The sequence below is a fragment of the Microcoleus sp. N3A4 genome (genome assembly GCF_036701805.1).
Lineage (GTDB): Bacteria > Cyanobacteriota > Cyanobacteriia > Cyanobacteriales > Microcoleaceae > Microcoleus.
The window spans coordinates 19,200-32,725 of the sequence record NZ_JAUBRJ010000031.1 but is presented as its reverse complement, the minus strand read 5'-3'; the positions used below and the strand labels follow the sequence as shown (position 1 = coordinate 32,725).

11 protein-coding genes and 1 pseudogene are annotated in these 13,526 nt (G+C 45.5%); 3 read left to right on the top strand and 9 right to left on the bottom strand.

What is annotated here, in order from left to right:
* Window positions 1-6 precede the first annotated feature (6 nt).
* Window positions 7-558 carry a transposase gene (locus QUA56_RS18660; RefSeq protein ID WP_333185240.1) on the top strand — a complete coding sequence of 184 codons (552 nt, stop codon included), beginning with the start codon at window positions 7-9 and terminating at the stop codon, window positions 556-558.
* A gap of 527 nt (window positions 559-1,085) precedes the next feature.
* Here the strand turns inward: QUA56_RS18660 and QUA56_RS36870 are convergent.
* From QUA56_RS36870 to QUA56_RS18630, 7 genes are all read right to left on the bottom strand, one after another.
* Window positions 1,086-1,259, bottom strand: coding sequence for a transposase (locus tag QUA56_RS36870; RefSeq protein WP_445242925.1), 174 nt, complete (start codon window positions 1,257-1,259; stop codon window positions 1,086-1,088).
* A 47-nt stretch (window positions 1,260-1,306) separates the two neighbouring features.
* On the bottom strand, window positions 1,307-1,489 hold the full coding sequence (locus tag QUA56_RS36865) for a transposase (protein WP_445242924.1): 183 nt from the start codon (window positions 1,487-1,489) through the stop codon (window positions 1,307-1,309).
* 661 nt (window positions 1,490-2,150) lie between these two features.
* Complete coding sequence (locus tag QUA56_RS18650; protein ID WP_333360240.1) at window positions 2,151-2,615, bottom strand: IS630 family transposase; 465 nt, start codon at window positions 2,613-2,615, stop codon at window positions 2,151-2,153.
* Between the two features lie 88 nt (window positions 2,616-2,703).
* Entirely contained in the window at window positions 2,704-3,003 is a 300-nt protein-coding gene (locus QUA56_RS18645; RefSeq protein ID WP_333195959.1) for a winged helix-turn-helix domain-containing protein, read from the bottom strand.
* A complete protein-coding gene (locus tag QUA56_RS18640; RefSeq protein ID WP_333360237.1) occupies window positions 2,981-3,211 on the bottom strand; it encodes a helix-turn-helix domain-containing protein in 231 nt (76 codons plus the stop codon). Before QUA56_RS18640 ends, QUA56_RS18645 begins: the two co-directional genes overlap by 23 nt.
* Before the next feature lie 185 nt (window positions 3,212-3,396).
* Entirely contained in the window at window positions 3,397-6,219 is a 2,823-nt protein-coding gene (locus QUA56_RS18635; RefSeq protein WP_333360235.1) for a cation-transporting P-type ATPase, read from the bottom strand.
* Between the two features lie 451 nt (window positions 6,220-6,670).
* Complete coding sequence (locus QUA56_RS18630) at window positions 6,671-7,126, bottom strand: pyridoxamine 5'-phosphate oxidase family protein (protein WP_333360232.1); 456 nt, start codon at window positions 7,124-7,126, stop codon at window positions 6,671-6,673.
* 96 nt (window positions 7,127-7,222) lie between these two features.
* Here QUA56_RS18630 and QUA56_RS18625 point away from each other — a divergent pair, with 96 nt between their 5' ends.
* The gene (locus QUA56_RS18625; protein ID WP_333360229.1) at window positions 7,223-7,417 is read left to right on the top strand and encodes a hypothetical protein; all 195 of its coding nucleotides are present in this window, start codon (window positions 7,223-7,225) and stop codon (window positions 7,415-7,417) included.
* On the opposite strand, the gene QUA56_RS18620 is transcribed toward QUA56_RS18625, so the two are convergent.
* Complete coding sequence (locus tag QUA56_RS18620) at window positions 7,395-8,243, bottom strand: DUF6920 family protein (protein ID WP_333360226.1); 849 nt, start codon at window positions 8,241-8,243, stop codon at window positions 7,395-7,397. The two genes, QUA56_RS18625 and QUA56_RS18620, sit on opposite strands and share 23 nt — an antisense overlap.
* 460 nt (window positions 8,244-8,703) lie before the next feature.
* Here QUA56_RS18620 and QUA56_RS36860 point away from each other — a divergent pair.
* Window positions 8,704-8,802 (top strand): annotated as a pseudogene (locus tag QUA56_RS36860) (IS5/IS1182 family transposase); the annotation flags it as partial.
* Between the two features lie 436 nt (window positions 8,803-9,238).
* Here the strand turns inward: QUA56_RS36860 and QUA56_RS18610 are convergent.
* Entirely contained in the window at window positions 9,239-13,456 is a 4,218-nt protein-coding gene (locus tag QUA56_RS18610) for a chemotaxis protein CheB (RefSeq protein WP_333360224.1), read from the bottom strand.
* Window positions 13,457-13,526: the final 70 nt, after the last annotated feature.

Here is a 13,526-nt window from a genome sequence, read left to right as displayed (position 1 = left end):
CTAGAAGTGATTGATAGTCATAAACAAGATGACATCATTGAAATCCTTAAGCAGCAACCAATTGAGATCAGAGAGAAAGTTGAGGAAGTCAGCGTTGATATGTGGGGAGGATTTCCAAAAGTTGTAAAAGAGGTATTCCCAAATGCCAAAATTGTCATCGACAGATTTCATGTCATGCAGCCAGTGATCAAAGAGTTAAATCAATTGCGTAAACAAACTGGAGTTAAGATTAAAGGCAGTCGTTTTATCCTGCTAAAAAATAATATTGATTTAACAGAAGAAGAAAAAGTGAAATTGGAAACTGTCTTGAAGTATTCTAAGCGTTGGCGATTAGCTTATACTCTAAAAGAAGATTTTAGGAGTATTTTTGAAACTTGTAAAACCCCTGAAGATGGTCAGGAACAATTGAAAGAATGGCTTCAAAAAGCTCAAGTTGTCTACGGAGCAGTTTTGGAAACAATTCACAACCATCTAGACAATATTTGTAATTACTTTTTAAACCGTACATCTAGTGGTGTGATGGAGGGACTTAATAACCGAATCAAATTAATTAAATGACAAGCCTATGGCTTTTTGAATTTTGTAAACTTTCGTTCTAGATTATTAGCCTGTCTTTCTCATTAGCTTTACTTATCCCCATAAACCCAGAAGAGCCCCGCTAAGTTGAATTAAGAATCAAGTTGAGCAAGTGCGAGAAAATTGGTAACACAGTAGCCGTTATCTAAATTGAATAAAAAATCAAATAAGGAGTATGAGAAAATTGGCAACACAGTAGCCGTTATACCAGCCTTGACAGTCGCGTAAATTGCTGTTGTCGGACTCGCGCTTTGCAATCGGCTAAACTGTTGTTGTCTGATAAAGCTTGACAGTTGGCTAAAGATTTATTCCCTGACTTGGTTTACAGCAGTCGCTCGACTTCCTAGCTATTAACGTGAGTTCGGGTTAAGCCGGAAGCAACAGATTATGGTTGAGCGCAATCGACGGCTTCTTTGGCTGATGGCAATAGGCAATCAACCCACCCAAAATGTTGACAAAGCAATTGACCGGAGAACGATGACGCGAATGCTCGATTTAAGAGATGTTCTTTAACTGATCGATAATGGTTTCGATATCGGGCGCGCAAGCGCGAGCATCAACCGGTCATTGAGGGGCATCAAGCGCTGTTTCATGTTGCGCTTGAGCTTGGTGATTAGTTGAATGCCTGCGGTTTTGAACAATTGTTTTGCCAATTTTTGCGACTCGGTAGCCCTTGCTTGCAAACACCTTGCCAAACAACTGCTGCAATAATGAAGGAACCGGAGTGCGGTCATCGGTGTTCCCCGGAGTCAATATGATATTGAACAACTCGCCGGGCGTCATTGACCACCAGATGCAGCTTGAAGCCAAAGAACCAATCAACCGAGGTTTTGCCACGGGCGGCTTTATCGGCAAACACTTTGTGTTGAGGGAGGCTGCGGTTGTGACAGACTTTGATACAGGTAGAATTCATAAAACTGATGCCGCTACACTTGCCAAAACACGAGCGCAAGTAGGCGCACATTGGCACTAACGTTCCAGGAACCCATTGGATGAAGCGGTGATAGCTCACCCCTGGTGGAAACGCATCTGCCCATTCAGTCTGCACCTTCTGTTGATAATAGGTTTTGAAGTTGCGGTAACACGATTGGTGGAATGCAATCAGAATCGTCATGATTTTGCTCTTTCGTCAAGCTGCGAGGTCGATTCCTCAGCTTGAGTCCACAGCCTAAAAGTTGCTGCTGCCATTGCGCTTCAAAGCCTTGGCAAAAATCATCGACGGAGCAAAAGAGTTGTTCTAGACTAAGCAGGAGGGCAAACTGGGCGAGATTTTAGCATTTTCAGCCTATCGGGTTTGCCCTTTTCACGGCCCAAATCCTTATCCCGAACTCACGTTATTGAGAATAAACCGTGAGGTTATTAGACAGCTATCTGTGAGGGACTGTTTTATGATAGAAAAGAATGGTTTCGTCAAAATAACAAGATCACAACCATAAATGCTATCACAATTCTATCAAACAGTCCTGCAAAAAAAACTGAGCAATAGACAATTAATTACTCTAAAAATGCGGGTATGGCTACTACAGAATTATCGAGAAGTAAGGATAGAAAGATTAGCTGCTAATACCAATTTACTATGAAGTTGCACTTAATATAGCTTCAAGGATATAGTCCCAACCACAGAGAGCTAAAACTTCTTCATTCGTGAGAGATTTGATAATTGTATTTACCTGTTCTTGGAGTTTATCTAAACTCGAATAGTTTTCCCACTTGAGGTCTTTTTTTGTATGCTCCCACAATCTTTCAATCGGATTTAATTCAGGACTATAGGCAGGTAAATATATTGGCATTACATGGTCAGCCCAGTCTAATAATAGAGCTTTATGGAAGCTACCATTATCCATGATAATTAGATTGAAGCTCTCTGAGTATTTTTGACCAAATCCCTTTAAAAATTCTTGAAAACAGTTGTAATTGAGCTGAGAAAATTCTTGATAATATTGTTCACCTGTTGCTGGCTCTACGACTCCATAAATATAAAAGTTTCCTCGTTTCCATTGCTTTTTGCCAATGGGTTTCACCCCCTTTAATGTAATCATTCTGCCCGGCGCATAGTAATCAATCCAAATCTACTCTCATCCTGACACCATATCCTTACAGGCTTCGAGTTTCCGAAATATTTAATCATTACTTTGATGAGCTCACATAGTTTTTTTTGAAGCTTGCCTGCACCTCTTCGTTCGCTTTGTTACTTTGGGGTCTTGGGACTTTCAGGTCAGCTTTCAATTTATAATGTACTAGGTCATGTACCACTTTATAGCTCACTTTAATTCCGCATTCTTTTTCGAGCCAGAGCTGTAATTTGCCATAACTTGTTTCTCCCTGTGGTTCTTGCAGTTTTTCGATTAATTTTTCTCTCACTGATGGTGGAATATGTGGAGTCTTTCCGGGAGCTTTTTTTATGCTAAGTAATGAGCGTAATTCCACCTTGTTTGTAAGCTTTTAACCAACGATATATTGTTGATTCGTCTCGTTTTAACATCGTGGCTAATTCTGCTCTTTTTTGGATTTTTTTGGTAGCCAGCCAGTATAATACCAGTAATTTTTCTTTATTTACGGCGGTCGCATGACCTTCGAGTCGATGCTCTAGTTCCTCAACCGTTTCCTGGATTTGTACCTGAAGTTTGTTCGCCATATTGGATTTCCTCTACTTTTACCCTATATTTTAGTGTACCTTCATAGTGAATTGGTATAACCGGCCGTTACCAATACAAGAAAATAGCCGTCGTCGTCATATACAAAGATTTTTAACCTCAAATGCCTTATTGAAATTTAGTCGAATTTAACTGTAGCATATTTTGGTTGAAAGTTAAGATGCGTTTACCCTGCCTGAACAATTTTCTTTCGTATTTCATCAGCGATTAGTATCAATGGTGGACAGAAGATTAGCAGCGACCATTGCCAGGGAGATAGGGGTGCGGTCGCAAAGACTTTTTGTAAAGGTGGGAAATAGATAATAGATAGAATCAGTGCCCACTCAACCGCAATTCCTAACCAGATCAAACGGTTGCTAAAGAAGCCCAAGCGAAAAATTGAGGTGCGCTCACTTCGGCAGGCGAAAACGTTTCCAACCTGACAAGCCACGATCGCCGCCAGCGTCACAGTTGTTGCTTGATGATAAATTGCCATCTCAGTAGCAGTCCCCGATCGGGCAAGAATCGCCGAAGTCATCGCCTGCAACTCGGTAATCCCGTAACCATTTGACCGCCAAACCAGCAGGAAACCGATCATTCCTACCACACCTTCGAGCAACCCTAGAAACAAAAAGGCACGCAGCATTAAAGACTTATCCAGTAACGGTTTCGACTTTTTGCGCGGCGGTTGAAGCAAGAGGCCTGCCTCCGGTTCTTCTGCGCCCAACGCTAGGGCGGGAACCATATCTGTGCCTAGATCGATCGCCAGAATTTGCAGAATCACTAAAGCGGGCGGAATCTTAAAAAAGACCATCGCCAGAAAAGGGAGCAATTCTGGTATGTTCGAGGACAGGATATAGGTGATGAACTTGCGAATATTCTGATATACAGCTCGTCCTTCCTCGATCGCAATAATAATAGTCGCGAAGTTATCATCAATCAGCACAATATCAGCCGCTTCCCGCGCCACATCCGTGCCGCTGAGCCCCATAGCAATGCCGATATTGGCGGCTCTCAAGGCTGGAGCATCATTCACCCCATCACCCGTCACCGCTACGGTATGACCCATCCCGATGTAAGCCTGAACCAGCCTTAACTTCTGTTCCGGCTGCATGCGAGCAAAGATTAACCCGGATTTTTGCTGCAATATTTGACACAACTGGGCATCCGAAAGATGTCCCATTTCTTCGCCCGTAACGACCCTAGCTTTACCATCTACTAAGCCAATTTGCTGGGCAATCGCTTCTGCGGTGAGTCCATAATCTCCTGTTACCATCGTCACCTGGATACCTGCTTGATGGCATTTGGCGATCGCGTCCGCAACTTCTGCTCTCGGCGGATCAATCATTGCCACCAACCCAACAAAGATCAGATTTTGCTCCAATTCCTGGGCGTCTTGCGGTTGCTCCTCTTTCTGCCGCGTGGCAAGTCCCAGAACTCGATAACCTCGACTTGCAAATCCATCATTAACAGCAGTCACCTCTGCCCGTTCTGCTGCTGATAATTCTTCTATGTGTCCATCTTTCAAAATCTGTTTACAGTGTTGCAGCACGTCCAATGGCGATCCCTTTGTAAAAATCAGATAGGGAGCCGTTAGCGGTTTGAGATTGTCCGATTGCCCTTCTAACTCAAACCCTAAACCTGAATTATCCGAACTTCTTTGCAGCACGACACTCATCATCCGTCTGCGCGAATCAAAGGGAACTTCCTGCGTTCTCTTAAGCTGACGCTGTAGTTCTTCAAAATTCAGTCCATTTTTTAGGGCAGCCACCAGCAGAGCCGCTTCAGTGGGATCGCCAATCTCCTGCCACTGACTGGAACCTGCTGGATGGTTCAAGCGGGCATTGGAACAGAGCGCCGAACCCGCCAACAGCAGCTTTACCTGTGATTCCATTCGCCCAGCAGGAACTTGTACCTCTCCTCCCGTCGGGTCGTACCCTATTCCAGTTACTGTAATCTCAGATGTCGGAATCCAGAGTCGGCAAACCGTCATCTCATTTTTGGTCAGCGTCCCTGTTTTGTCTGTACAGATGACCGTTGTGGCACTCAATGTCTCCACTGCCGAGAGCCGACGCACCAGAGCATTACGCTTTGCCATGCGCTTGACACCCATAGCCAGAGCCAGAGTCACCGTTGGCAGCAGTCCTTCTGGGATAAATGCCACAATAATCCCGATCGCAAAAATGAAGCTTTCCTTGAGTTCCATGCCCACCAACAGGTTAGTCAGCAAAAACACCACAACACCCAGCCCAACGGCGATCGTGGTGATGACGTGCACCACGCTGTTGATTTGAACTTCCAGGGTGCTGGGTTCTCGCTTCACAGTTGTAGTGAGATGGGCAACCTGACCAAACTCGGTCTGAGTTCCTGTAGCGTACACGACAGCTAATCCACGCCCTGCCGAAACGGTAGAACCCGCAAAAACCAGATTGCTTGATTCCGAGGCACGCATCTTTTCAGTGGCTACAGGTTCCGCCGATCGGGCAACCGGCAGCGATTCTCCAGTCAGCACGGAGACATCGACATAACAAGACTGAGCCGAAACCAATCTGGCATCAGCAGAGATGCGATCGCCCTCTTCCAATTGCATGACATCTCCCGGAACCATCTCCCTGACGGGAATCTCACCTAGCTTCCCATCTCGATAGACTTTAGCGCGGGCGGGCAACATTTTATTGAGTGCTGTTAACGCTTGTTCTGCCTGGAATTCTTGCCAAAAACTGAAACCGGCATTAATCCAGATTACAGCCCAGACTGCCCAGCCGAGTTCTGGTGTACCGGACACAAAAGCCAGCGCACCTGCAACCCAGAGCAAGAGTGCCATGAAATGGGTCAACTGATCGGTGAAGCGGAGTAATAGCGATCTTCTGGCTGGTTCGGGCAGTTCATTAAAGCCGTAATGCTTGATTCTGATTGCTGTTTCTGCCTCTGAAAGTCCCTTTTCTGAAGTTGACAAAGTTTCGTAGACTTGCTGGGTCGATAGTGTCCAAACAGGTGCATGAGATGCCATACAAGATCAACAAGTTGCCTCATAAGTTTGCTGCACGGTTGACGAGAGCGCTCCTATAGCGCGTTGCGTGAGAACCCCGGTCTTTTAAGCCGGGGATGAAACGCAGTTGTAGCCTTTAGGCTGCGAGTAATCTGTGTTATAATTTTAACAATGCGGAACAAGTAGGCGTATCAACTACGTGTTAAACCATTCCTAGAACGGTGAGATTCCGGGCAGTAAGACACCCTCAACATTTTTGTTTGAGAAAGACTATGGCACAGCCAAGCAACGCAGGATGGGGAGCGTACCGAACAGGCAAGCGTTGAAAAGTGCGAACGAAAGCATAAGGCAAAAAGTAAGCGTAATTGCAACACCAAAAGGTAGTTGTTTTGAACGTCTAGAGGTGTCTTGACAGCGCCTTTAAGAGTGTCAAAGCTTCTTAAGAATCTCCGTACCTTCAGGTCGGAGAGTGTCAAGGGTTCTTACTGCTGACTCCATCAGTGGTGCGTCCGCTCATTTCAGTCTCGTGGATGCGGTAGATTGCGATCGCTTCTGAACGTCCCTGAGCATCAATCCAGGTTCGATCGATCGCAGGTGACAGGTTTGGATTGCGCTCTTCGATCGAGTGCATAGCCCGAGCGATATCTGGTTGCTCAGTCAGGCGCGAAGCTCGACCATTGACGATCGCGCTGCGCCAAGGTCGCGGATCGCGTTTTTCTTCAACCTGCAAACAAATTTCTGGATTTGCATCAAGATCGTGAGTCTTCATGCCGATCGTTGTAAACAGGTAAATGTCCTCTTCTTCGAGATAATAATTCATTGGCATCACGTAGGGTTTGCCTTCGTGTATGCAGCCCAGATGACCGTATCCTACTTTGTGTAAGAGTTCGTGTATTTCTTTTTGCCCCATTTCATCAATATCTAACATTACTATTCTCTTAAAAATTTAGTTGATTGGTAGTATTGAACAGAAATAATCCCGGCTTTACATCTGTCGTTGGATGGAGTCGATATCTGAAAGTCAATGATCGGAGTCAATAGCCTGTTGAGAAAGCGATCGCCTCACAAATTTTCTGCCCGCTTAATTGATGCTTTTTTGCCCGCATCTACCCTGGCCACAACTAAACAAACCGTGACTAGGGCGATCGACCTCGATCGTAAAAAAAATTGGCAAGGGTTACAATCCCAAGATTTTGCTACAGCACAAACTCATAGCTAATCTCTGTAGTTCTTCCTTTAAAATAGAGCCGAGTGCCTTCTGGATACTCCCATCCCACCTCGCCTTCTAAAGGAATCAGCATCCCATTACGAACTGAATATTCCCATAATCGACCGCCCCAAGGCATCGCAGTCAGCTTGTCACGATAACGAGCTTCAGTCCGAAACCTATCGATCGTCCCTTCAGCATTAAACTGAAATACGACGGAGACAGTGGTTGCACCATCCGTCAAAGTAGCGCGAGCAGAGGTGTCATTAATCGTCTCCCAGCGCACACCTTGACTGGGTAATAGTGCAGTGGGATACCAAGGAGCCTCAGCAAAGAACCGCAATAATTCACCTTGGTTCGCTTCAGGCGTACTGGGTATTTTTGCAACGGTAAAAAGACCGAGTAATGATGCGTGTAAGCTGCCTTCTCCTAAGAGATAGGTATCATGAACAAAGGCATTAACTCCTGGAGCCATCTGGATGCGTGCATCCCAATCAAAACCCAGACGTTGAGTAATCACAAATTGAGTGGCAGTAAACGGACTCCACTTGTTCTCAGTTTCACTCATATTGAACAGTCCCTGCTGAGAGAGTTTGACCGCCGCCACGATCGCTTGTCCGTCCTTAATTACTGTCCGAAAAAATCGCTGTACGGGTTCTGGCAAGCCTTCAATCTCTTTTTGGTCGTAGATTTTGGGCTTAATTGTTCGCCGTCCATTTGTTAATTTTGCTCGTAGGCGATCGGTATCTGACTCCCAGCGATAGCTACCATAAATGGCAGCAATTCCCAAGCTGACTATGATTAAAACACCAATAATTGCAATCCACTTAATCCACATGATACTTACCTATGTTTGTTAATTCAGAAGTTGATAGATTGTGACGATCAGAACGATCGCTACAATAGCTGTATAGATTGAAAACGTGTACTTAGATAGCCAATTAGGAAGATAAATCGCAAAATTGTCCTTTGTTGAATTTGAATACTTCCGTGCAATCAGAGTTAATGGGCAGACGAATCGAAAGGTTAGTAAGATTATACCTTCTAGAGATACAAATCCATAACCAATCCAGAGCCAGATATCGATTTTATTAGACCTCTTGCAAAATAATTTTATGATATAATGAGAAGTTTTGCTTTACTTGATTAAATCCCAGGTCCTAACTTAATGTTCACAAACTTTTGCTAGAAACAAGATAAAAATAAACAGAAAAATTGTTATTCAGGCAAGAAAAAACAGCATACGCTAAAAAGTCAATTAGTAATTAATCAACAAACAAATCTCAAAATTTTATGGCATTTTGTCGAGTCGTTATCGGAATCGTCGTCGCCGTTATGGTCTGCGTTGTAATTTGCTGTCAGGAATTTACAATTATGAGTTAGCTCTAGGCGATTAAATTTAAGACTTCTCATTATAACAGAGATTTTTTTTGCAAGAGGTCTAATGTTGTTTTCCTACAAAATCAGTACGCAATATTTATAGAAAAACGGCATTGTTGTATGCGGCGCTGGAGTCTGCGGCTGTTAATGATATCATGTCCGGTCGATTACCCTGAGTCCTCTAGGGGCGGGTTCACCAATAATATTTGCCAAAAACAGACAATCTCACAAACCCGCCCCGGCTATGTATTATGGGCGATCGATCGATCGGACATGATATGATTGGTATAAGATTGAGTTGTTTCCCTACAAAATTAGGACACAACAGTGCTGTGTCCCTACAAAATCACTACGGGATATTTGTAGGGAAACGGCCCAGGCTAAGTCCGGCGCGGGACTATGCTTCCTTTGACAAAAAGCGGTTTTAACCGCCGAGTATTATCTAAAAATAAATTAAAATCGTCCTGTTAGATTGGCAATAATTAATCCTAGTTGAATAGGCTTTAGCGGCTTAGCAATATGAGTTTGAAAACCAGCTTCGATCGCCATTTGCCGTTCTTTATCGCTCGCATAAGCAGTCAGCGCGACGGCTGGAATTTCTCCTCCGGCTTCCGCAGCAAGGGTTCGCACTTCTCGAATTAAGAAATACCCATCTTCCTCTGGCATTCCGATATCAGAGATTAGCACGTCGTATCGGCCGGGATTCTCAGTCAAAGCAGCGATCGCACTTCTGGCAGATGCAACTGTCAAAACCTCAGCCCCGTAGCCTTCGAGCACAAATGCTACGAACTCCCGGGTATCGATCCGATCGTCCACAGCTAAGATGTGCAAGCCTTCGAGAGAGGGGACACTATCGCTTCTTGAGGCATTTAAAGGCGCTACCAAAAAAGTTGGCTCTAAATCGATCGCCGGTGTCAAATTTTGAGGCGAGACTCTCAACGGCAATCTCAGAGTCATTGTAGTTCCTTGTCCCTCACCCGGACTATCCGCTTGCACGGTTCCCCCCTGCAATTGAACCAGATGACGCACGATCGACAAACCCAATCCCAGCCCTTGATTAGCCTTAGTGGTGGTGGCATCGCCTTGATGGAAACGATCGAAAATATACGGCAAAAATTCTGCCCCAATGCCTTTTCCCGTGTCGCTGATTTGAAGTTGAGCATGATTCACGATCGCCGAGAGCGTGATTTCCACTCGTCCTCCCGCCGGAGTAAACTTAATGGCATTAGACAGAAGATTCCACACAACTTGCTGCAAGCGAGCAGCATCGCCTAAAACAGTCGCAGAACTAAGCTGCGAAACAATTTGAATACTTTTTGCTTCGGCTGATAATTGAACCCCATCGAGCGCAGCTTGCACCACTAACTGCAGATAGATCAAATTGGTATCAACAGCGAGCTTGCCGCTCGTAATCCGGGAAATATCCAGGATATCTTCGATTAACTGAGATTGCGCCTGCGCGCTGCGCTCGATCACCTCTAGAGCGTGAGTAACGGCTGCTTCCTTAAGCTTGCCAGAGCGCAGCATTTTTGCCCAGCCCAGGATCGGAGTCAGGGGATTGCGGAGCTCGTGGGAGAGATTCGCGAGAAATTCATCTTTAGCACGGTTGGCGGTTTCTGCTTGTTGGCGGGCCCACTGTTCCTGCTCCAATAACTGCGATCGTAGCGTCTCAAACTGATTGCGCTGTGTGATATCCTCGATCGACAACAGAATCATTACAGCTTGGTCTTCTCGTTCCAGTTTACAAGCATTCAGCAGCAGAGTTTTCTGCCCGATATGCTCAAACAGGCGATCCAACTCAAAGTTTTCAAGCTGAACATCACTAACCAGAATATCTTCCAATATCCATCGCAATTTAGGGATATTCCACTGCCCGTTCCCTAGCTCAAACAGCGAAGATTGCGCTGTTTCTGAGGCAGAAAGCTGAAACGTTTCATAGAACGATCTATTTGCTTTGTGCACTCGGAAATCAGCATCTAGGGTGACTAAAGGCGTTTGCACAGTTTCCACGATGGTTTCAGCGTAGTTTCGGGCCTCTTCCAAAGTTCTGGCACTGCGTTTAAGACCGTCAATATCGATCAAAACCATCACCACACCGTCAATCATGTTTTCCGTTGTGCGGTAAGGACGAATGCGGAGGTTGTACCAAGATCCCGATAAAGTTTGAACTTCTCGTTCTTGCGTCTGGAGAGTATCAATCACCTCCAAAATCATCTGTTCCAAGTCAGGAACGTCAAGAGTCGATCGGATGTCGCTAAAGGGTCGTCCAATATCCGTGGGAATCAGATTAAAAATTCCCTGCGCCGTTGGCGTAAAGCGTCGAATCTGTAAATTGTTTGCCAGCATTAAGACTGGGATATTGATACTAGCAAGCAAGTTTGTCAGATCGTTATTGAGCTGGCTTTGTTCGAGATATCGGCTGCGAAGTTCCTCGTTAGTGGTAGTGAGTTCCTCGTTAGTGGCTTGAATCTCTTCTTTGGCAGTTTCTAGTTCCTCGTTGGTGCTTTGCAACTCTTCGTTGCTCGACAGGATTTCTTCGTTCGCAATTTTGAGGTCTTGGTTGAGATTTTCCTGATCCTGGATCAGCGATTGCAGGTGCCCTTGAGCCTCAGTTCTTTCTTGGTTAGCGGTGGCAAGTGCCTGCTTCAGGCACTCATTTTCCGAAGCTAAATCACCTCGATCGCAGCTTTCAGAAGTGACGGCGGGGAAGTTGGCCGCCTGGGGTAAAACCTCTTGAAGTAGCAGCAAAAAATAGCGTGCTGTGAAGGTGTGCGGCTGAAACGGCATCACCTCAATATTGACGATAGTCGATCGTCCGCCCGATCCAACAACTACCCTTTCTTTCCTAACTGTCACGTTCTGCGTTTGTGCCTGATAAATTGCGGTGCGAAGCTCAACAAGCAAGCCTGCCCTTGCCATTGTCAGCAAGTTTAAGTCCTGCGTTCCGGCTGCCACTCTAAAGTAAGGATCGACGTCTCCCCGCACTTGCAGGATTTTCAGATCCTCGTTGACAAGCACACTGGCTGGGGCATAACTATTCAAAATCTGTTGCTCAGCTTCTCGCTGTAAGTCCAAGCTATTTATTAAATTTTCTTCATTCATTTCCTGTTTTTGAACAGTTTTAGCGACGGGATAGGAACTCGGCGTAAATGAAAAAGTGGCACGAGTCTGAGTCAACTTTTTTGCATAAATTTTAGACTTTTTATCCACTGAAGTAAATAATGATGAAAATTTTCCGGTACTCTCAGAAGTACCTAACATGAGAAAGCCTGTTGGGTTAAGGCTGTAATGAAAAATCGGCATCACTTTCTTTTGCAATGACTCTCCCAAGTAAATCAGCACATTGCGACAGGTAACTAAATCGAGATTGGAAAAAGGCGGGTCACTACCTAAGTCTTGTCGGGCAAATACACACAGTTCGCGGACGGCCTTGCAGATTCTATAACTACCTCCTTCTTGGAGAATAAAGAAGCGAGTACGTCGCTCTGGTGAAACGTCTACCATCTGGTTTTCTGAGTAGACGCCTGACCGAGCTTTGCCGATCGTCGCGTCGCCAATGTCCGTGGCAAAAATCTGGATTGGCGGGATAACTCGATCGCCCAAAAACTCTAACAAGCAAATGGCGATCGAATAAACTTCTTCACCTGTGGAACATCCCGCCACCCAAATCCGAATGGGATCATTTGCCGATTTATTTTGGGTAATCGCCGGGAAAACCAGCTCTTTTAATTTTTGAAAGGCTTCGCTGTCACGGAAAAAACTGGTGACGTGGATCAAAATTTCTTCATACAAAGCTTTGACTTCAGCCGTATTGTGTTGAAGCTGTTCGACGTAATCAGCCAAGCTTTCTACCTTATACAATACCATCCGTCGCTGGATGCGTCGGTTCAGGGTAGCCGGTTTGTACTCGGTGAAGTCAACGCCTGTCGTCGATTTCAGCAGCGCCAAAATAGTTGCCAGGGCCGATGGCTGTTCGGGCGATGCGTCAAATTCTGTCAGGGGAAGCGGGCCAGTGAGAAGCCCACTGCGACTATAGTTTCCCAGTTCCTCGGCAATTTTTTCCGGTGGCAGAACAAAATCGACATTTCCTGTCGCAACAGCGGTATTCGGCATACTATCAAATTTTGCCGTGCCTTGACATTGAGCAAAAGTCACGCCTCCGGCTGCTTTGATTGCCACCAGCCCCAGTGAACCGTCTCCGTCTCCCCCGGATAATACTACGGCAATTGCTTTGTGTCCGCGATCGATCGCCAATGATGTAAAAAACGCATCTCCCGGCATATATTTGCCATAAATCTTCTCGCGGGGTGATAGTTGCAGCACGCCTTTAGAGAGCACCATCTTGGTGTTGGGCGGAATGATGTAGACTTGATTGGGCTCTACAGCTACGCCATCTTGTACCTCACTAACAGGCATTTGCGTCTGTTTGGTCAGAATCTCGGTCAGCAAACTTTTGTGATTGGGGGCTAAATGCTGAATCAGCACAAACGCCATACCCGTATCTACCGGTAAATGGCTGAGTAACTCGGTGAATGCTTCCAACCCTCCTGCTGAGGCGGCAATCCCAACTATGGGAAAGGGGGCATCGGTTTTTGCTGAATGTTCGCTGTCGAGGGCGGCTGGTGCGATCAATTCTGGTGTATTGTCTGGAGATAATTTATGAGAAGTCATGGTACGAAGTCCTCGACTTCAGTTATTTAGCAGCATACATATCTGGAAAGCGTAAGGCTGAGTAATTCGG

What these genes read in the sequence shown, in the direction of transcription:
- QUA56_RS18625 (WP_333360229.1), top strand. Translation starts at nt 7,223, where the DNA reads ATGATCGGAGTCAATAGCCTGTTGAGAAAGCGATCGCCTCACAAATTT.
- QUA56_RS18650 (WP_333360240.1), bottom strand. Translation starts at nt 2,615, where the DNA reads ATGATTACATTAAAGGGGGTGAAACCCATTGGCAAAAAGCAATGGAAA.
- QUA56_RS36865 (WP_445242924.1), bottom strand. Translation starts at nt 1,489, where the DNA reads ATGAATTCTACCTGTATCAAAGTCTGTCACAACCGCAGCCTCCCTCAA.
- QUA56_RS18630 (WP_333360232.1), bottom strand. Translation starts at nt 7,126, where the DNA reads ATGTTAGATATTGATGAAATGGGGCAAAAAGAAATACACGAACTCTTA.
- QUA56_RS18640 (WP_333360237.1), bottom strand. Translation starts at nt 3,211, where the DNA reads ATGGCGAACAAACTTCAGGTACAAATCCAGGAAACGGTTGAGGAACTA.
- QUA56_RS18620 (WP_333360226.1), bottom strand. Translation starts at nt 8,243, where the DNA reads ATGTGGATTAAGTGGATTGCAATTATTGGTGTTTTAATCATAGTCAGC.
- QUA56_RS18610 (WP_333360224.1), bottom strand. Translation starts at nt 13,456, where the DNA reads ATGACTTCTCATAAATTATCTCCAGACAATACACCAGAATTGATCGCA.
- QUA56_RS18635 (WP_333360235.1), bottom strand. Translation starts at nt 6,219, where the DNA reads ATGGCATCTCATGCACCTGTTTGGACACTATCGACCCAGCAAGTCTAC.